The organism is Collinsella sp. TF07-1 (assembly GCF_003437235.1).
In the GTDB taxonomy this organism is placed as follows: domain Bacteria; phylum Actinomycetota; class Coriobacteriia; order Coriobacteriales; family Coriobacteriaceae; genus Collinsella.
Window position 1 is genome coordinate 317 of record NZ_QSRV01000013.1, and the last position, 19,028, is coordinate 19,344.

At 57.6% G+C, this 19,028-nt stretch carries 17 protein-coding genes and 2 pseudogenes; 6 read left to right on the top strand and 13 right to left on the bottom strand.

Annotated elements, in window-relative coordinates; all coding sequences use genetic code 11:
- Positions 1 to 55 precede the first annotated feature (55 nt).
- The 3 genes and pseudogenes from DXC67_RS10625 to DXC67_RS10635 form a co-directional block, all read left to right on the top strand.
- Positions 56 to 178 (top strand): annotated as a pseudogene (locus DXC67_RS10625) (rRNA adenine methyltransferase); the annotation flags it as partial.
- Between the two features lie 33 nt (positions 179 to 211).
- A pseudogene (locus DXC67_RS10825) lies at positions 212 to 352 on the top strand (topoisomerase DNA-binding C4 zinc finger domain-containing protein); the annotation flags it as partial.
- 6 nt (positions 353 to 358) lie between these two features.
- A complete protein-coding gene (locus DXC67_RS10635) occupies positions 359 to 598 on the top strand; it encodes a hypothetical protein (protein WP_117637743.1) in 240 nt (79 codons plus the stop codon).
- A 24-nt stretch (positions 599 to 622) separates the two neighbouring features.
- Here the strand turns inward: DXC67_RS10635 and DXC67_RS06190 are convergent, their stop codons facing one another.
- The 11 genes from DXC67_RS06190 to ileS all read right to left on the bottom strand — a co-directional run bounded on the left by DXC67_RS06190 (position 623) and on the right by ileS (position 13,066).
- Positions 623 to 2,032 (bottom strand): AI-2E family transporter, encoded by a 1,410-nt coding sequence (locus DXC67_RS06190; RefSeq protein WP_117637744.1) that lies wholly within the window; start codon positions 2,030 to 2,032, stop codon positions 623 to 625.
- A complete protein-coding gene (locus DXC67_RS06195) occupies positions 2,029 to 2,820 on the bottom strand; it encodes an RNA polymerase sigma factor SigF (protein WP_117583446.1) in 792 nt (263 codons plus the stop codon). The genes DXC67_RS06190 and DXC67_RS06195 overlap by 4 nt, the downstream gene beginning before the upstream one ends.
- A gap of 1 nt (position 2,821) precedes the next feature.
- Positions 2,822 to 3,199, bottom strand: coding sequence for an ATP-binding protein (locus tag DXC67_RS06200; protein WP_117583445.1), 378 nt, complete (start codon positions 3,197 to 3,199; stop codon positions 2,822 to 2,824).
- Entirely contained in the window at positions 3,192 to 3,782 is a 591-nt protein-coding gene (locus DXC67_RS06205) for a hypothetical protein (protein WP_117637745.1), read from the bottom strand. Before DXC67_RS06205 ends, DXC67_RS06200 begins: the two co-directional genes overlap by 8 nt.
- Positions 3,783 to 3,882: 100 nt before the next feature.
- Positions 3,883 to 5,232, bottom strand: coding sequence for a replication-associated recombination protein A (locus DXC67_RS06210; protein WP_117637746.1), 1,350 nt, complete (start codon positions 5,230 to 5,232; stop codon positions 3,883 to 3,885).
- Positions 5,233 to 5,292: 60 nt separating this feature from the next.
- A complete protein-coding gene (locus tag DXC67_RS06215) occupies positions 5,293 to 6,540 on the bottom strand; it encodes a deoxyguanosinetriphosphate triphosphohydrolase family protein (protein ID WP_117637747.1) in 1,248 nt (415 codons plus the stop codon).
- 31 nt (positions 6,541 to 6,571) lie between these two features.
- Complete coding sequence (locus DXC67_RS06220) at positions 6,572 to 6,994, bottom strand: prepilin peptidase (protein WP_117637748.1); 423 nt, start codon at positions 6,992 to 6,994, stop codon at positions 6,572 to 6,574.
- An 81-nt stretch (positions 6,995 to 7,075) separates the two neighbouring features.
- Positions 7,076 to 8,371, bottom strand: coding sequence for a glycosyltransferase family 2 protein (locus DXC67_RS06225; protein ID WP_117635141.1), 1,296 nt, complete (start codon positions 8,369 to 8,371; stop codon positions 7,076 to 7,078).
- Between the two features lie 82 nt (positions 8,372 to 8,453).
- Positions 8,454 to 9,467, bottom strand: a complete 1,014-nt coding sequence (locus DXC67_RS06230) for an RluA family pseudouridine synthase (RefSeq protein WP_117637749.1) — start codon at positions 9,465 to 9,467, stop codon at positions 8,454 to 8,456.
- The gene (lspA, locus tag DXC67_RS06235) at positions 9,467 to 10,066 is read right to left on the bottom strand and encodes a signal peptidase II (RefSeq protein WP_233503190.1); all 600 of its coding nucleotides are present in this window, start codon (positions 10,064 to 10,066) and stop codon (positions 9,467 to 9,469) included. The genes DXC67_RS06230 and lspA overlap by 1 nt, the downstream gene beginning before the upstream one ends.
- A 222-nt stretch (positions 10,067 to 10,288) precedes the next feature.
- Positions 10,289 to 13,066 (bottom strand): isoleucine--tRNA ligase, encoded by a 2,778-nt coding sequence (ileS, locus tag DXC67_RS06240; RefSeq protein ID WP_369831366.1) that lies wholly within the window; start codon positions 13,064 to 13,066, stop codon positions 10,289 to 10,291.
- 511 nt (positions 13,067 to 13,577) lie between these two features.
- Between ileS and DXC67_RS06245 the strand changes: the two genes are divergently transcribed.
- Positions 13,578 to 14,660, top strand: a complete 1,083-nt coding sequence (locus DXC67_RS06245) for an iron-containing alcohol dehydrogenase family protein (protein ID WP_117637751.1) — start codon at positions 13,578 to 13,580, stop codon at positions 14,658 to 14,660.
- A 514-nt stretch (positions 14,661 to 15,174) separates the two neighbouring features.
- Entirely contained in the window at positions 15,175 to 15,777 is a 603-nt protein-coding gene (locus tag DXC67_RS06250) for a Type 1 glutamine amidotransferase-like domain-containing protein (protein ID WP_117564137.1), read from the top strand.
- 228 nt (positions 15,778 to 16,005) lie between these two features.
- Here the strand turns inward: DXC67_RS06250 and DXC67_RS06260 are convergent, their stop codons facing one another.
- Both DXC67_RS06260 and ftsH read right to left on the bottom strand, forming a co-directional pair.
- Positions 16,006 to 16,467 carry a DUF523 domain-containing protein gene (locus tag DXC67_RS06260; protein WP_117637753.1) on the bottom strand — a complete coding sequence of 154 codons (462 nt, stop codon included), beginning with the start codon at positions 16,465 to 16,467 and terminating at the stop codon, positions 16,006 to 16,008.
- A 78-nt stretch (positions 16,468 to 16,545) separates the two neighbouring features.
- Positions 16,546 to 18,438 carry an ATP-dependent zinc metalloprotease FtsH gene (gene ftsH, locus DXC67_RS06265; protein ID WP_198019956.1) on the bottom strand — a complete coding sequence of 631 codons (1,893 nt, stop codon included), beginning with the start codon at positions 18,436 to 18,438 and terminating at the stop codon, positions 16,546 to 16,548.
- Between the two features lie 92 nt (positions 18,439 to 18,530).
- On the opposite strand from ftsH, the gene DXC67_RS06270 reads away from it, so the two are divergent.
- Positions 18,531 to 19,016 carry a cob(I)yrinic acid a,c-diamide adenosyltransferase gene (locus DXC67_RS06270; RefSeq protein ID WP_117637754.1) on the top strand — a complete coding sequence of 162 codons (486 nt, stop codon included), beginning with the start codon at positions 18,531 to 18,533 and terminating at the stop codon, positions 19,014 to 19,016.
- Positions 19,017 to 19,028 lie beyond the last annotated feature (12 nt).

Sequence of the window (19,028 nt, forward strand, 5' to 3'; positions counted from 1 at the left end):
CCGTACATGTACGGATGAATGTGGGAGGTGTTCGGATAAAGTCGATAATCAAGGCTTTTTTAAATTTGGAAAGTTACACGTTACTAAAGGGAATGGAGATAAATTATTAGATATACTACTGACAGCTTCCAAGAAGCTAAAGAGGTCCCTAGCGCCTACGGGGAATTTGTATCGATAAGGGGTACAAATTCCCACTAAGCGCTCGGGACCCCTTGTAGGAAAATGTCCTAAGTGTGGCAACAATATTGTATTAAAAAAATCGTTTTATGGTTGTTCAAATTATCCTGAATGTAAGTTTACTTTAGCTGAACATTTTATAGTAAAATACTATATAAGAATCATCCGGAAGGAGCGGCCGATGAATACCAAACGATTTATCCTGAATGCACTTCTGGTTGTAGCACTTTTAGCGCTCTTGGCCTTCTCCCACTGGTATTCAAACCAACCAGCATTTGGCTACGTATTATATGCAGTAATGTCCGGCGATAAGGCCTGTTGCCCTCTACGCGCAATTGACGTTCTCTATTTCTATGTAGCCGGCCCCTTATCAATCGCTTTGCTCGTGTTTCTTGTCTTTTACAACATCAAAAAACGCTAACAGGGCCTATTCTAACTGGGCCTCTTAGGAATCCGAATCATCCATGGAGCCGTCGATGCCGGTTTTGGTGTCGTCGTCCGTATTGGAATCGTCGTCCTTGGCGAAGGGGTTCTTGAAAAAGCCCGTCGCGTCGGGCTGAAGACCCGAGAGCTTAATCCAGGAATTATCGAGCTCGGGCTTGGGCATGGCCTTGGCCTCGGGCGCGGTCTCATTGCCGATGAGCTCAGACTCATAGATGAACGTGTCGTCGCCAAGCGCGTCATAGGCGGCGACCGGGTTGCCCTCGGCATCGCGATACGGCGTACCCTTAAACACGGCGCCTTCGTAGGCAACGAGCTGGCGGCCGGTCTCGTTTTCGAAGTAGTACACGAAGATACCCTTGAGGGCCGCACACAGCGGGATGGCGATAACCATGCCGATGGGGCCCATAAGCGCCGAGCCAATAACCAGGGCCGTGAGGCTCATGATGGGATGCACCTGCACCGAACTCTGCATGACCTTAGGTGAAATGACGTTATCGGTGACATTTTGTGCCACCATGGTCACAACCAAGGTCCACAACGCCAGCATCGGGCTAAACATGAAACCGAGCACCGTGGCAATCGCGGCGCTCACCCAGGGACCGACAACCGGGACCAAGTGCATGATGCCGGTAAAGATGGCCATGAGCGCCGCATACGGATGCCCGATGATCGTAAAGCCGATAAAGGCAAGGATGCCACCGCAGATGGACGTCACGACCATGCCACGCATGTAACCGCCGACTGAGCGCGAAAGAATCGCGACCATAAAGCGGTACGAGGTCTCCTTTTCCTGACCGATGATGGTGCAGACCTCGTGATGCATGCGGGGATAATCGCAGGCAAGCCAATAGGCAAGCACCAGACCCAAAAAGATCACGAACAGCTGTGAGGCCGTGTTGGTGATGAGCGGGAACACGCCGCGGCCGAGCTCGGCGGCAATCTGTGAGACATATTTGGACGCCACCGTAACGAGCGAAGAAAGGTTATCGTCCAGGTACTCCTTAACCGGCGTGTTGTTGAGCGTTTTGGCGCGCGAGATCATCTCATTAAGGTCGCTGCCCGCAACACGTAGCTGCTCAGGCAGGCGGCTCAGGACTTCCATGATCTGGCCAAAGAGAATCGGCGACAGGATACAGACGACACCGACGAGCACGGCTACGACCACAATGAGCGCGATGAGCGAGCCGATGCCACGGCCCACCCCATGATGCTCGAGCCAGTTGGTGATCGGCGACATCACAAAGGCAATAATGGAGCCGACGGCCAAAAACTCAATAACCGGCGCCAGAATCCCCATGAGGTTAAAGATGACGGCAGCGATCACGATGCAGCCGACGACGGCCCAAATGCGCAGCGTCAGAATGCGGGTGTCGCGCAGCACGCGATCGGTTTGTTGGGGGTGTTCACTCATGAACGAACCATTACTCCGTCGGGGTCAATCTTGTCCTGAATCTTCTTAAGCGTACGGCGCAGCAGACGCGAAACCTGCACCTGGGAGATGCCCAGCTTCTTAGCGATCTCGATCTGGGTCATGCCCTTCACAAAGCGCAGCTCGATCACCTCGCGCTCGCGCGGGGAGAAATCGCGAATGGCCTCCTCAATCACCAGACGGTCATCGGTAAAGTCGAGCTCGTTGTCGTCGTCGGCGTAGCGATCGAGAATCGAAGGCGCATCGTCGGAATCGGACGCACCGGGGGCCTCGATGGGTACCGAGGTGTAGGCCGAGGACGATTCCATAGCTTCGAGCACCTCGTCGACGGTCACGTCCAGATATTCAGCGATTTCCTCAACCTTAGGAGAACGCTGCAGCTCGTTGGTGAGCTTATCGGTGGCTTGGTTAACCTTGGCCGAGAGCTCCTGCAGACGACGCGGCACGCGCACGCTCCAGCCCTTGTCGCGGAAGTGGCGCTTAATCTCTCCCAGAATAGTAGGTGTCGCGAACGTGGTGAACTCGAGCCCGCGCTCAGGGTCAAAACGGTCGATAGCCTTGAGCAAGCCCAGATAGCCGACCTGCAAAAGGTCATCGAGCGGCTCACCGCGGTTCTTAAACTTGTTGGCAAGAAACCTAACCAGGTTCATGTGGGACATGACGAGTTGCTCGCGGGCATCCGGATCACCGGTCTCCTTGTAGCGACGAAACAGCTCGCGGGTTTTCTCCTTGTCCCAAGCGGTCTTGCCGCTCCGGGAACGTTCGGTCATATTAAATATCCGCCTTGAGGTCGAGGGAAAGCGTTAGGGGCGCCGCGGTCTTTTCGTAGGAATCGCACACGCTTGCAAGAATGAGTTCGGCATACACGGCAGCCTGGTCATCCTCATCGACAGTCGCCTGATCGCCAAAGGTAAAGGTCATTCCCACATGAGATTCGTCGACATCGAATGTGATCGAGATATCGTCGCAGTCGACCGCGGTGCACCCAAAGATGAAGGCCTCCTCGGCAGCCATGCGAATATCCTCGATGCGATCGACGGACATAGAGCACAGGGCGCCGACGTTGGCGGCCGTCATGCGCACCAAGCGCGCGAAACGCGGATCACCGGCAACGCTCAGCGTAATGGGACAGGTTGTTTCGCTACTCATCGCAGGACTCCTCGGAGGTCTCGGCGGGCGTATAGGTGTAATACTGAGCAGGCTTGTCTGCGGGCTTCTGAGCCGTATCTGCACCATCGGCGGCCTCGTCCTCAGCCTCACCAATCAGAACGTGCTCGGTAGGCTGTTCGGCCTCGGCGGCAGTGGCGAGCTTGCGATCGGCGTCGGCTGCAGGAGCCTTCACCTTGTTAAATAGTTTCTGCACGGCACCGGCCGCAGAGTCGGTCACGCTCGACACGGCATTGCTGGCCTCGGCCACACTGCCCGTGACCTCAGAGATGTCGCGAACGACCGCCTCAACCTCAACAAGGTTGGACGTCAGGGCGTCAACGGCAGTCTTGCTCGATTTGAGGAGCGGCTCCACCTGGGCAAGTGCCGGTGTAAGCTCGTCAACGGCACCATCGAGTTTCGCCACCACGGGCTGTACCTCGGCGAGCGTGTTGTTGAGGTCGCCCACCGTCTGGTCGAGCGAATCAACGACGGTGCGCGTCTTGCGCAGCGTGAGCGCGAGCTCGATAACAGCCCACACGCCGGCAACGGCAAGTAGCAGCAAGGCGATTTGAATGGGACTCATACAAGCCTCCCAAATGAATCGAAATACAGACGCTCTTCATGGTACCCCAAAGGGGACCGAACATGCCAAGCGTGAGATCGTGGGACAAAATAATCAGCAGCTACTTCGGAGCATTCCCGCTACGGTCGCGCTCGCTTTGCTCTACGCGCCACTCTTCCCAGCCGCGGCCGGCGGGCTTCCAAAACGCACCGCGCTCCAGCCCCTCGGGCAAATAGCGCTGATCGACCCAGCCTTCGGGATAATCGTGCGGATACTTGTACACACCGTACTCATCGCTACCCGGGCGATGGCGATCGCGCAGGTAGCTGGGCACCTCGCGAAGACCACTGCTGTGGATATCGGCCAGCGCCGCATCGATCGAGGCCTCGCACGCATTAGACTTGGGCGCCAGGCACACATAGAGCGCAGCCTGTGCCAGGTTGATGCGACACTCGGGATAGCCAATGACCTCGGCAGATGTAAATGCGGCATGTGCCACCAGCAGCGCCTGTGGATCGGCATTGCCAACATCCTCGGAAGCCTGGATCATAATGCGGCGAGCGATAAACTTGGGATCCTCCCCCGCATCGATCATGCGCGCAAGCCAGTAGATCGTGGCATCGGGGTCGCTACCGCGCATGGACTTTATGAACGCACTGATAATATCATAGTGCATGTCGCCGTTTTTGTCATACGAAAAACCGCGGCGTGGGTTGGCAATCTTAACGTCATCCACGGTGATGGGATAGCACTTCCCCGCCGCCGGCGCTGGCGTTCCCTCGGTATCGGGACGCGTGACGGCAATCTCGCTCGCAAGCTCAAGGGTCGTCAGAGCCGAGCGCGCATCACCCGCGGCCAACGTGCAAATGGTCTTGACGGTATCCTCATCGGCCGAGAACTTACCGTTTAAACCCTGCGGCGCCTCGAGCGCACGCTCAATGAGCGTGGCGATATCCTCATCTTTCAAGTGCTCAAGCTCTACCACGCGCCCACGCGACAACAGCGCGGAGTTGACCTCGAAGTACGGGTTCTCGGTCGTGGCGCCAATCATAATGACGGTACGGTTCTCAACGGCATGCAGCAGGGCATCCTGCTGCGACTTCGAAAAACGGTGAATCTCGTCGATGAACAAGATGGTACGGCGGTCATACGTATTCAGGCGCGTCTTTGCCTCGTCGATCACGCGACGCAGGTCCTTCACGGTGCCCGTCACGGCGCTGACCTCGACAAACTCGCTCTTGGTATGGTTGGCGATAATGTGGGCCAGCGTCGTCTTGCCCGTACCAGCAGGCCCATACATAATTACGCTCGATAGCACATCATGCTCAATCGCTGCACGCAACCATGAGCCCTTACCAACGGCCTTTTGCTGGCCCACATACTCGTCGAGCGAATTGGGGCGCATGCGCACCGCAAGCGGCGCGTTCTGAAAGGAACGCTCACGCGTCGAAGCAGAAAAAAGGTCGTCCATAGCCATCCCGTGTATCAATCAAAAACGTTTTCCACGAACAGTATACCGAAAAGATACGAACTACCGTTCGTTAATATAGGTACGATGCGGAAACTCCAGACCAGGGAATAGCTTGCTCGTCAGCTCGCAGAAATAGCCGTCCGTCATGCTCGCGATGTAATCCACCACCGCTTGATCCTTGTCGTCCTGCCAGGCATAAGTGCGATGGTAGTAGGAAAGCTGCTGCTCGATGCGCGAAATATGATGCTTAAAGATGTACGAGGACTCGTCGCCTTCGTTTATATCCCGCAGGCAACGGTCGTAGAGCTTTTCGAATGCCTCGCGCAGCTCCGCCTCGGAATCGCCCTCGATACCGCCCTTGCTGTAGATCTTCTCGTAGTTCTCGCGCTTGGCCCGGCGGATCTCTTCAAACAGGTCCTCGCTCATCTCGATACGAGGCTTGCCGTAGCTATGCTCGACGATATCGATGGAAGCATGCGTGAGGATCCAGCTGTTGTAGGCGCCGCCCCGACCATCGTCAAAAGCGTCGGGGTCGAGCAGGCCCGCCGCAATGGCGTCCTGACGATCGCGACCGACGTAGGCGAGGATATCCGAGATACGCACCACGCAGCCCTCAAGCGTCATGGGGCGCAGGTGCTCAACCGCACTATAGCCCGTGGCGATACAGTCCTCAACCGTCCGGTCGAACTGGCCAAAGGATACCATGTGTGACAGCTCAAACACGCGCTGCTCGTACTCGCCGTTATGGCACAAAACGCCATCGAGCGTCTGGAGCGACACGTTGCGGCCATACAGCGCATCGAGCACGTGTACCGACTGCACGTTATGGAAAAAGAAGCGGCCGGTACGCTCGTGATAGGTATCGTTGAGAAAGCGCTCACCGGCATGGCCGAAAGGCGTATGTCCCAAGTCGTGGCCCAGGCCAATCGCCTCGATCAGATCGCAGTTGAGACCTAGGGCGCGTCCGATATCGCGAGCGATGCGCGAGACAAGCTGCACATGCAGACCGCGGCGCGACAGGTCATCGTTGCTGCGGAAGCTAAAGACCTGCGTTTTGCCTGCATAACGCGTGTACGCCGGAAGATGAAGAATCTTTTCGGTATCGCGCATAAACGCCGGACGCATAAGCGTGCCTTTGTCGGCAGCGCGATCAATACGACGAATGACCTGGTCGTCGTTGCAGCGATAGGGGTTGACATAGCCCGAAGCACGATCGGCGGAAATGCGCTCGACAAGTTCGGGCGACAACGCCGAGGGAATACGGTCCATGCGCGCCTTAATGACGGCCGTTTCTTGATTAGTTGCCATGGCATGCTCCTTAAGAAGGATGCGCAATCGGTTACAATGTGCAGCCCACGACCTCGATTATGGCAAAAATCGGCACCAAAAACGGGAGCAATGGTAGGGAGCGCGATTTTATGAAGAGGCAGGAGAGGGCAAGGACCAGGAGCGCGACGGCAAATGCCGCGATGCCGCCCATAGGGTTGAGTGTGCAAAGCGCGAAGAGCGCCTTGGCGTCCCCCATGCCGATACCTGAGGTGTGGCGAACCCAACGCCGGAGCGACTCTGTAAGCACGAGGGCAAGGTAGACAATAACCGCAAGACCGGCGTGGTCAAGCGCCGTGTTAACGCCCCTGTCGAGCCAAACGCCTGCAAACGCCGCCACCGCACACGCACCGGCAAGCGCGTTGGGAAACCGCCGCTCACGGGCGTCAACCACCGCACCGGCAAAGGCGCAGATCCAAAATGGGATGTAGAACATCGTGCACCTCCATGAACAGCTGCGCAAAAGCAAAAACCACCACAAAGGTGCCTATCCCCTTTGTGGTGGTTTTGGTGGTGGTTATTTGGCGCCTTGCATGACCTCGTCGAGGGTAACGTTTACGGCATGTTGGGTAGGAACCCAGTCGACCTTCAGGAACAGCGCGGCAACCGTGATGGGGATATAGCTGAACATAAAGATCGGGAAGGTAAACAGGTTGGTCACCAGGCGCCACTTTTGAGCGCAATGAATGTGCTTGTACTCAAAGATGGTCGTGAGCAGCGCCAGGATAAAGAAGGTCTGGTACATCATCACGAACGTCATGATAAGCGAGGCGGCACAAGCCTGCATCTCGACCTCGGTAGCCAAGAAACCATGCGAAAGGCCACCCACGATCAGGAACGTCGCATTGGCGAGCATAGAGATCAGGGACAGCAGCATGCCCGGAGCGATGGTCATAAACATGTCATATGCGGCAAAGCGATGATAGCGGAACGTCGACTTGACCAGATGCTTGCCGTAGGTAAAAAAGACCTGGTAGAAGCCCTTGGTCCAGCGCATGCGCTGTTTCCAGGACGCCTTAAACGTCACCGGCTGCTCGTCAAAGAACTCCGCCGGCGCATAACCGATGCGGATGCCGTGAATGGCGCAGAACGTGGTGAACTGGATGTCCTCGGTCAGTGTATGGAACTGCCAGCCGTGCATGCCCTCGATAACACTGGCGGAGATAAGGTAGCCCGAGCCCGAGACGGCGCAGGACGTCTTGCAGATGTTGCGCGCGTTGTTGAGGAAGCGGGCCTCACGCAAATACCAGGTGGCGTTGGCAGAGGAAATCCACGAACTGCCGAAGTTCTTGGAGTTACGATAGCTCGTGACCACATGAAAGCCCTGGTCAAAGGCATCATTCATCTTGGAGACGTAATCGCGGGAGATAACATTGTCGGCATCGAAGATAAAGTAGCCCTCAAACGTGTCGGGATACTCGTTGAGAATGCGATCGAAACCAAAGTCCATGACCCAGCTCTTGCCCTTGCGGGCCAGGTCATTGCGCTCGTAAACAATGGCACCGGCCTCGCGCGCGAGCTGCGCCGTGTTGTCGGTGCAAGCATCGGCGACCACGAAGACCTCGATGAGCTCGGACGGATAGTCCTGATCCTTGATAGAGCGTACGAGATTGGCGATCACGGCCTCCTCGTTATGCGCCGCAATGAAGAAGGCATAGCGGTGGAGTTTTTTGGCCTTGGGAGGCGCGACCTCGCCACGAAGAGCGCCAATGACAAAGAAGACCACCTGGTACAAAAAGCAGACCGTGAGCAGCGTAACCACAATCTGGTTGAAGATCACGATGGGTGTGTTGGTTTGTAAAAAGGCGAGCATGCAGGCTCCCGAGAACGCGTTACGTAAACAACCGTATATCTTACCGTAGGCTAACCGAGTTCAAGAAACCACCTAATACTGGTTAGGCCTCGAGCAGACCGAGCTGCGGAACGATTTCGTCGCCGGCGGCAGTGCGGCCGAGCGAGCGCGGGGCTAGGTCATCCAGAACGGCGGCGAGATCCCACGGCAGCTCATCGCGGCACTCAATGTGCTCCCCCGTCACGGGATGATCGAGCGCCACACGCCAGGAATGGAGGAATTGCCTGGTCAAACCCTGGTCGGCACGCGCATCGCACTTACCGTAGAGCGGATCGCCCACGCAGGCGTGGTTGATATGGCGCATGTGCACGCGAATCTGATGCGTGCGACCCGTAAACAGGTGGCACTCGACAAGCGTATAACCATCGTCAAAACGCGTGGAATCGAAGCGCTCGAGGACCCTAAAGGTCGTAATGGCCTGGCGCGCGAAAGGATCGTCCGAAACCGCCATCTTGACACGGTCGCGCGTAGAACGGGCAATGCCGGTGTTAATGGTGCCCTCGTCCATGGCAATGTGGCCGTGGACGAGCGTAATGTAGCGGCGGTCGAGCGTGCGTGTGCGGATGAGATTCTGGAGCGCGCGCTGGGTGTCGTCGTCTTTTGCCGCGAGCATAAGGCCCGAGGTGTCACGATCCAGGCGATGCACGATGCCGGGGCGGTCCTCGCCCTGCACGGTGCCCAGATGGTCAATGCCACAGTGATAGACCAAGGCGTTCGCAAGGGTGCCGCTCTCGTGGCCATGGGCGGGATGGCACACCAGACCGCGCTGCTTGGAGAGCACGATGAGGTAGTCGTCCTCGTAGCGGATATCGAGGGGAATGGCCTCGGGAATCACATCGGTGGGATCGTGCGGCTCGGGCAAATCGACCGAAATACGGTCGCCGGAGCGCACGGCATACTTTTTTGACAGGCATGTCTCGCCGTTGACGGCAACGGCACCGCCCTCGATCAGATGCGCGCAGGCAGAGCGCGTAGGGCAGCCGTCATTAGCGCCCAGATAGGCGTCAAGACGCTGACCAGCGGCATCGTCGGCAACAAGGATATGGATGTCGGCCATTAGCGCTCGCTCCTTTCGCGAATCTTGCGGGCACGCTCCCCACGCTGCTGGGCCTTGCGCTTAGCGCGGGCCTCGTCACGGGCGTTGAGCTCGGCGGTCGCGTCGACCTCACGGGCGGCAGGACTCAAGAACATATAACCGATGAGCGCCAGCACGACACCGACCGTAATACCGATATCGGCAACGTTAAAGACAGGGAAATCAATGAAGGTGGTGGCAATAAAATCGGTCACGAACCCAAAGGCGAGACGGTCGATTGCATTGCCGATAGCGCCGCCCGCAACCATAGCCATGCCAACAACTTCTAGGCGAGCGAGCTGAGGCGCACGAACCAGGTACACTGCGATAGCAATGATGACGACAAGTGCCAGCACAGCAAATGCTACGCCATGACCCTCGCCCATACTAAAGGCGGCACCGATATTGCGGACGAATAGAAAGTCGATCACACCAGGAATAACGGTCACATGCAGGGCATCGCCCACGGCACGAACCGCAAGCTTAGTCAGCTGGTCAACAAGCAGCACGGCCAACGCCACGCTACCAGCAACACCCAACCGCCAACGCAAAGGCGGCGTCATATCCGCAGAACGACCCAAATCAATCCCCTACCCTCAAAAACATCGAATTACGTTTAACGCAATTAACCATCTTATATTGCCACGCGCAGAACGCACGACATATCCACCAACGCAAGCTAAATAACCAGCATAAAAAGAAAGCGGCATTCCGAAAAACAGAATGCCGCTTTTATTCAGCGGAGCAAAAGGGGCGAGGGCGCCCAAATACTCCCTATAACTAAAATGCCGAGTTACCGTGCCTTAAAGGGCTTCCGCACACCTCTTGCAAATATGTGCGTGGCCGTTGTACTCGCCGACGGTGGTGCGGTAGTTCCAGCAACGGTCGCAGCACTCGCCCTCGGCAGCCTCGATGGCAACGGAGAGCTCCTCGCCCTGGGTCAGTTCAACAGCGGAGACGATGTAGAACTCGGCCAGGTCAACGGCCTTGTCGCCGGTCAGCAGCGCATACATCTCGGCGGGAACGACCGCCTTGACGCGGACCTGTTGGCTCTTAGTGAAGGTGCCGGCGGAGCGGGCATCCTCAAGGGCCTTGGTCACGGCGCTACGGAGCTCGAGCGAAGCCTCAAGCACGCCCTCAAACTCATTGGCCTCGTCGACCGTAATGGGCGACTTATACCAATCGAGCAGCGCGGCGTACTTCTGGTGATCGACGCAGCCGGCGGGTGCATAGGCCATGGCCTCGTCGACCGTGTAGGACAGGATCGGCTGCAGGTCGCGCATGAGCATCGAGAAGAGCTCGGCAAGCACGGTCTGGGCGCTGCGGCGCTCGAGCGAACCGGGCTTGTCGCAGTACAGACGATCCTTCAGGGCGTCGAGGTACACGTTGGAAAGCTCGGTAACCACGAAGTCGTAAAGCGCACGGTAAGCGCGCGGGAACTCGTAGCAAGAGTAAGCGTCGTCGACCTCGGCCTGGACCTGGGTCAGACGGGCAACCATGAGCTTGTCGAGCGGCAGCAGGTCGGCAAAAGCGACGCCGTCGGTCTCGGGCTCAAACTGGCCCTCGAGCTCGGAGAGCAGGAAGCGCAGCGTGTTGCGGAAACGACGATAGGCATCGGACGAACGGGCGAGAATCTCGTGATCGATGGAGACGTCGGAGCTGGTATCGACCGAGGCGACCCACAGACGGATGATGTCGGCGCCCATCTCGTCACAGACCTTATTGGGGTCGATGACGTTACCGAGCGACTTGGACATCTTGCGGCCCTGGCCGTCGAGCGTGAAGCCCTGCGAGACGACCGCCTTGTACGGGGCGTGGCCGTTGGCGCCCACCGAGGTGAGCAGCGAGCTCTGGAACCAACCGCGGTGCTGGTCGGAGCCCTCGAGGTACACGTCCGCCGGATACTCCAGCTCGGGGCGATACTCGCAGACGGCCTTCCAGGAGACGCCGGAGTCCCACCACACGTCGAGGATGTCCTTATCGGCCTTGAGGTGATGGCCACCGCACTTGGGGCAGACGCAGGCCTCGCCAAGATAGCTCTCGGGAGCGTCGGTGAACCAGGCGTCGGAGCCCTTCTCGTGGAAGAGCTTGATGACGGCGTCGAGCGTGGCGTCGTTCATGACCTTCTCGCCGCAGTCGGCGCAGGTGTAGCTGGGGATAGGCACGCCCCAGTTGCGCTGGCGGCTGATGCACCAGTCGGGACGCTGCTCGACCATGGCACCGATGCGGTTGGCCGCGTGGGCCGGATACCACTTGACGTTCTCACGGACCTCCTTGCCGGCCTGCTCGCGCAAACCGGTCTTGTCCATCGAGACAAACCACTGGTCGGTAGCACGGAAGAGCACCGGGTGCTTGCAGCGCCAGCAGTGCGGATAGCTGTGCGTGATCTTCTTCTCGAAGACCAGGGTGCCGCGCTCGCGCAGGAACTCGATGATGTGCGGGTTGGCCCCGTCGGTATCCATGCCACTGAAGGGGCCACCGGTACCAAACTCCTCGCCGGTGTAGAACTTGCCGTCGTCATCAACCGGCATGCAGATGTCGGTGATGCCCTCCTTGAGGCAGGCGAAGTAGTCGTCGACGCCGTGGCCGGGCGAGTTGTGGACGATACCGGTACCGTCATCGACACCGACGTAATCGGCCAGCAGCGCCACGCCCTCAACGCCATCAAAGATCGGCTGCTTGTAGTGGATGTGGTGGAAGGTCTCGGCGGGAACCACGTAGGGCTTGCCGTCGACCATGACCGGGATGTACTCCCAGCCAAACTCCTCGCAGCACTTGGGAGCCAGGTCCTCGAGCATGACCTCGGCACGGCCATCGTGCTCAACGGCGACATAGGCGGCGCCGGGCTTAAGGGAAACGGCCTGGTCGGAGGGGATGGTCCACGGCGTGGTCGTCCAGATGATGAAGTCGACCGGGCCGTCGAAGTTCTCGAGGCCGGCGGGCTTGGAGGTCATCTCAAAGCGGACGAAGATAGAGGGACTCGTCTCGTCGGAGTACTCGATCTCGGCCTCGGCGAGTGCGGTGTGGCAGTGCTTGCACCAGTGAACCGGCTTGTGGCCGCGATAGATCATGCCCTTGTCGAACATGGCCTTAAAGACCTCGATGTCGGCAGCGTCATGCTGGTGATAGAGCGTCAGGTAGGGGTTGTCCCAGTCGCCGAGCACGCCCAAGCGACGGAAACCGGCCTTCTGCAGCTCGATGTTCTCGACAGCGAACTCGTTGCAGAGCTCACGAATCTTGGCCGTGGGGGTCTGGTTGAACTTCTCGGTGCCAAGCTTCTCCTCGACCTTGTGCTCGATCGGCTGGCCGTGGCAGTCCCAACCGGGGACGTAGGGAACCTCATAGCCCTGCATCATCCAGTAGCGGTTGATCATGTCCTTGGAAATCTTGTTCATGGCGTGGCCGATGTGGATCGGACCGTTGGCGTACGGAGGGCCGTCGTGCAGCACGAACTTCTTGTGACCCTCGTTCTTCTTCAGAACCTGCTCGTAGACCTTGTTGTCCTGCCAGTCCTTGAGTCGCTTGGGCTCGGACTTGGAAAGACCGGCACGCATGGGAAAACCGGTCTCGGGCAGACTCATCGTCTGCTTGTACTCGTTTGCCACGGTACCCCTTTCTTGTCATGGGCGCGCACGCCCTCTGGGCACCAAAAAAAGCGCCCGTCCCTGCAAGCTGGGACGAAGCGCCACAAAACGGGCCGTCTGCCCGCAAAAGCTCTTCGCTTAACCACCCAGCTTAGATGCCCTCACCCGCATTACAGCGCGCTCGCATCCGTTACTCGGCTGGCCTGTATCGACGACCATCTCGGCGATGTCTACTAAGACGTGCCTGTACGGCGCGTCCGTTGGGACCGCAGCTCCGGGGTGATTTTCATCGGTCGCATGCACGGGTTCTCAGCGCTCCCCGTTCTCTGTAGCACACGGACGGCCGACTACTCGTCCCCATCAACGCTTATGCGCTGTATGGTAGCACGGTCAACGCCGGTGAAAAACCCTCAACATCGGTTTCATACTTTAGTAATTTCTCGCGGTCGCAAGCACTCACTTGGAGCAAAATACCTGAAAGCACTTTATCTAACGAAAGAAGGCTGCTATGCGCACGATTGGAATGAGCGACTACACCGTCGGCGAGGACTGCTTTGACGAGCTGCTCGGCGCGCTGGACGAGTACGGAGCGGCCAAGGTCGCGATTATCGGCGGTAAACGAGCACTGGCCGCGGCGCTTCCCAGTATCGAAGCGGCACTGGAGGGCACCGACATCGAGATACTGGAGACACGCGTCTACGGCACCAACAGCACGCGTGCCAATATCGCCAAGCTTGTTAACTCCCCCGCCTGCCGAGAGGCCGATGTGCTCATCGCATGCGGCGGCGGCAAAGCGCTCGACACCGTCAAGACGGCGGCCATCGAGCTCAAGAAGATCGTCTTTACGGTACCGACGATCTGCTCCAACTGCTCGGCCGCGACCGCCATTGCCGTTGTCTACAACGACGACGGCTCGCTCGAGGGCTATTCGTACCCCAACCGCCCCGCGCACATCTTCATCAACCCCAAGATCATCGCCGAGGCTCCGGCGAAGTACTTCTGGGCGGGCGTGGGCGATGCCCTGTCCAAGCAGCCCGAGGTCGAGTACGCCACGAGCGCCGGCAACCTGGAGCACACCGCAGGTCTTGGCCTGGCGCTCGCACACACCTGCTCCGAGCCGCTGTTTACCTATGGCGTGCAGGGTCTTGAGGACGTTCGCCAGAACCTGTCGACCGAAGCCGTCAAGCAGATCGCGCTCGATATCGTGGTCAACACGGGCTACGTCTCCAACCTGACCAACCAAAACGATTACTACTACAACTCGAGCGTGGCGCATGCGTTCTACAACGCCACCTGCAGCATTCCTCGCGAGGGCTCCTACCTGCATGGCGAGGTCGTGAGCCTGGGCGTGCTGGTGCTGTTTGCCTACACGGGCGATACCGAGAACCTTGAGCGCTACGCAGCCTTTAACAAGGAGATGGGGCTGCCCGTGACGCTTGAGCAGGTCGGGCTTTCCGAGTCCGATATCCCCGCCCTGTGCGAGTACGCGCACACCACCAACGAGTGGAAGCAGGGAAACCCCGAGCCCTTCACCGACGAAAAGTTCGCCACCGCCATCAAGGCTGCCAACACCTACGGCCACACGCTCTAGGACTGGCCCAAAACCACCACAAAGGGGACAGGCACCTTTCTGGTGGTTTTTTATTGCTCCAGCATTCAGTTCGTACTCGAACCCGATTCTTTACGAGAAAGGGTTCGGGTACGTTTTTTGTTTATCGGAAATTCTGCGGAAGGACTACTCGGAACGGTAAACAGGAACGAACAGAGGCAGGGTATCATCGTGGTGATGGTATCCTGCCTTTTATTTTGCGGGATCAAGGTCGCTTTATGCGAACTTGATCGCCACTTATATGGCACATTGATGGCAATTGCTTCGTACGTGCATACCGGGAGCCTGTACACCTCTGGCAAGGCGTAACACACTAGACTTTGTTCCAAAGTCCGTGTGCCAAGGGGGCAGGCCCCTTAGAATTCCTGTGGAGTGTGTACGCACGTACGCAGGAAAACGGCAAAATTTCGCTCTATCAGGGTGTTCTTTCATTGGAGAGTATGGTATACACGGCTTAGTTCAACAAATAAGAATTTATATATAAAGGAGATTATTGATGAAACTGTTTTTATGTTCTCACTTTTCAAGTGTAGGAAGTCTGATAAAGGAAGAAATTGAAAATAAAAAAGTCGCATTTATTCCAACAGCTTCGCTGCGTGAAGGCTACACCGGTTATGTCGGCTCGGCTCGAAAATTATTCAAAAAGTTGGGAGCAATCGTAACTGAAATTGATATTTCAACGGAGGCTTATTCAACGATACAGTCTCTTTTTGAAGATGCGGATGTGATCTATTTTACCGGCGGAAATTCTTTTTTCCTTATAGACCAGCTCCGTAAAACGGGAACGGATGAGCTGTTGAAGAAAGAATTGGCAAAGGGAAAACTGATGATTGGTGAATCGGCAGGTGCGATTGTATGCGCTCCAAGCATCCAATATATCGAGCAAATGGATGAAAAGCCGGAGGACTACTCACAAGAAGATGATGCAGGGCTTAATTTGATTGATTTCTATGTTCTTCCGCATTATCTTACAGCACCATTTAAGAAAGTTACCGAGAAGATAATGACTGAGTTTTCGGATTTGAATCTATGCCCAATTAACAACCGTCAGGGAATTGTAATTGATGGTGAATGTTCAAAGGTAATTTGCAAAGACTAATTTGAATATTTCAGTTTGCTGTACTCATTCCTAGCAGGGTTTGGGGCAGGAGGGGCGCAAGAGACGGGAGGGCCGTGTACGCGTTCCTGCGCGAGAGCCGCGGGGAGGGGCTGCCTGGGTACGTGCCTGTCAACTCGGTCTACGTCTTTGATGACCGGGTCGTACTCAATATAAACTTCACGGATGATGCCAAAACGGTCACCCGTGAGGAAGTGTTGGGTTCGAGTGCTATGGACAATGTTCCAGTATGCTGGGGTCGAACTCACTTGCGGGAATCACACGATACCCGTGGTGCAGCAGTAGGTCGACAAAAACACCGTTGCCCGCAGTGAGCGTACCGCTGAACGTTCCGTCGTAGATGCGACCCGCGCCGCACGAGGGACTACGATCTTGAAGGATGCACGCAGCGATTTCGGACGGGCCGCCCGCCTGCTCGCACATATCGAGTGCGCGCTCTGCGCCCAGGCGAAACTCGCGATCGATCGAGACGCCCTCGCAGGTACGGACCTCGCCGTTCACAATCTCGGATGGCTTGCGCGGCGTGGGAAGGCCGCCAAAGACCTCGGGGCACACCAGCAGGACCTCGGCCCCCGTGCGCTTGCAAGCCTCGATCAGCTCGCGATGGTAGTTGTCGAGCCCGTTATACTTACAGCTCTCGCCCATCAAGCAGGCACTTACCACGATCTTCATATAACAACTCTCCTCACGAAAAATCGCCCCATTTGAGATGAACACTCAAATGGGGCGATCGACACTGCGCAACTAGTATTACTGCTGCTTTGGCATCAGCGGATTCTCACGCGTGAGGAGATTCATAAACTCCTCGCCCGTGATGGTCTCCTTCTTGTACAGATAACGAGCCAGCTCATGGAGCTTAAACTTGTTCTCCTTGAGGATCTGCAGGGCGCGATCGTGCGCATCCTCGATCAGCTTGGCGACGATCGCGTCGACGCGCTCGGCCGTACCGGGGGCGCAGGTGAGCGACGTGTCTTGGTTAAGGTAGGCATTCTGTACGGTACCGAGCGCCATCATGCCAAACTCATCCGACATACCAAAGCGCGTCACCATGTTGCGGGCGAGCTTGGTGGCCTGCTCGATATCATTGGCCGCGCCAGTCGTCATCTCGCCAAAGATCAGCTCCTCGGCAGCACGTCCGCCGCAGTAGACGGCGAGCTTGTCCAGGACTTCCTGGCGCGTGGTCAGGAAGCGCTCATCCTCCTCGACCTGCATGGTGTAGCCCAGAGCACCGCTCGTACGCGGCACGATGGTGATCTTGGTAACCGGCGCAGAGCCCTTCTGGCGAGCGGCAACGATTGCATGGCCGATCTCGTGGTAGGAAACGACCTGCTTCTCGTGGTCGGACAGCACCGTCGACTTACGCTGCTGGCCAGCGATAACGACCTCCACAGACTCCTCAAAGTCATCCTGCGTCGCGCGTTTGCGACCCTCGCGGACGGCGCGCAGCGCGCCCTCGTTGATGATATTGGCCAGGTCGGCGCCCGAGGCACCGGGCGTGGCGCGGGCAATCGCGGTCAGGTCGATCGGCGGCTGAGTCTTCACGCTCTTGGCATGCAGCTCAAGGATGTTCTTACGGCCGGTCAGGTCGGGCAGCTCAACGGGGATGCGGCGGTCAAAACGACCGGGGCGCAACAGGGCCGGGTCAAGGCTGTCGGGTCGGTTGGTAGCAGCGAGAACGACAATACCCTTGTGGTTATCGAAGCCGTCCATCTCGGTCAGCAGCTGGTTGAGCGTCTGCTCGCGCTCGTCGTTGCCACTAAAGCCGCCGCCATCGCGCTTCTTGCCGATGGTATCGATCTCATCGATAAAAACGATGCACGGGGCCTTTTCCTTGGCCTGCTTAAACAGGTCACGCACCTTAGCAGCGCCGCGACCGACAAACATCTCAACAAACTCCGAGCCCGAAATGCTAAAGAACGGAACACCGGCCTCGCCGGCCACAGCCTTGGCAAGCAGGGTCTTACCGGTACCCGGAGGGCCGACAAGAAGAGCACCGCGCGGCAGCTTGGCGCCGATCTCCTCGTAGCGCTGCGGCTTCTCCAGAAAGTCGACGACCTCCTTAAGGGATTCCTTGGCCTCTTCCTGGCCAGCAACGTCCTTAAAGGTCACGCCCACATCCTTGGAAGCGATAACGCGAGCACCGGACTTGCCCAGTCCGCCGCCGCCAAAACCACCGCCGCCAAAGTTCATCGACGGACCGTCATCGCCCATGGCCTTCTTCATGCGACGATTGAGCCACCAACCGATGAGGAAGAAGATAGCCATGGGAAGAATGAGCGTAAGCAGGTAGTAAGTCATCAGACCCGAGTTCTTATCGGGGACAACAGATTCCAGCGAGGCGCCGGATTCAAGCACGCGATCGGTAAAGCCCGCATCGTTCGGCACACCGGTCGTCTTGTAGGCGATGTTCTCGTCCTCGCCCTTCTTGGTGTAATAAATCGTGTAATCGTCCGTATTGTATTCGACCTTGTCGACACTCTTCTTATCGAGCGCTTTGACAAAGGTCGAGTAATCGGTCTTCGTAATCTGCTGCGTGTGACCGATGTTGGGGAACAGAACGGTCGAGAGCACGAGGTAGACGACGAAGGCGATGAGCACGTAGAGGATCATATTCCGTCTACGTTTGTTGTCATCCATCTCCATCTGCTTGAACTCCATCTACTGGGGTTGATAATGGTTTCTAGAATACCCAACCCGGACGGCGATAAACCGACGCCGGGCACGAAAGGACAGAGATGGCATCACTGGAAGTCGGCAAGGTTCAGATCTACACGGGCGACGGCAAGGGCAAGACGACGGCTGCGCTGGGGCTTGCACTGCGCGCCACGGGCTATGGACTTAACGTGCTTATGCTGCAGTTTGCCAAGAAGCTGCACTGCGCCGAGCATGATGCGGCGCCCCGTTTAGGTCTGCGCATCGTACAAGCCGACCGCGACACGCCCGAAGCCTGTGCCGCACAGATCATGGAGCTGGCGCGCGAGCAGATTAGCCAAGTCGACGTTCTGATTCTGGACGAATTTGGCGAGGCCATGCGCCGTGGATTTGTGACGCGCGTGGATGTCGAAGCGCTGATCGCGACAAAGCCCGCCACCACGGAGCTCGTGCTCACCGGCCGCGGTCTGCTGCCCCTCGCCGATCTGGCAGACCTGGTCACCGAAATGCGCCCCGTCAAACACTACTTCGACGAAGGCCTCCTAGCCCGCCAAGGCATCGAATACTAGCCATTGCGGACG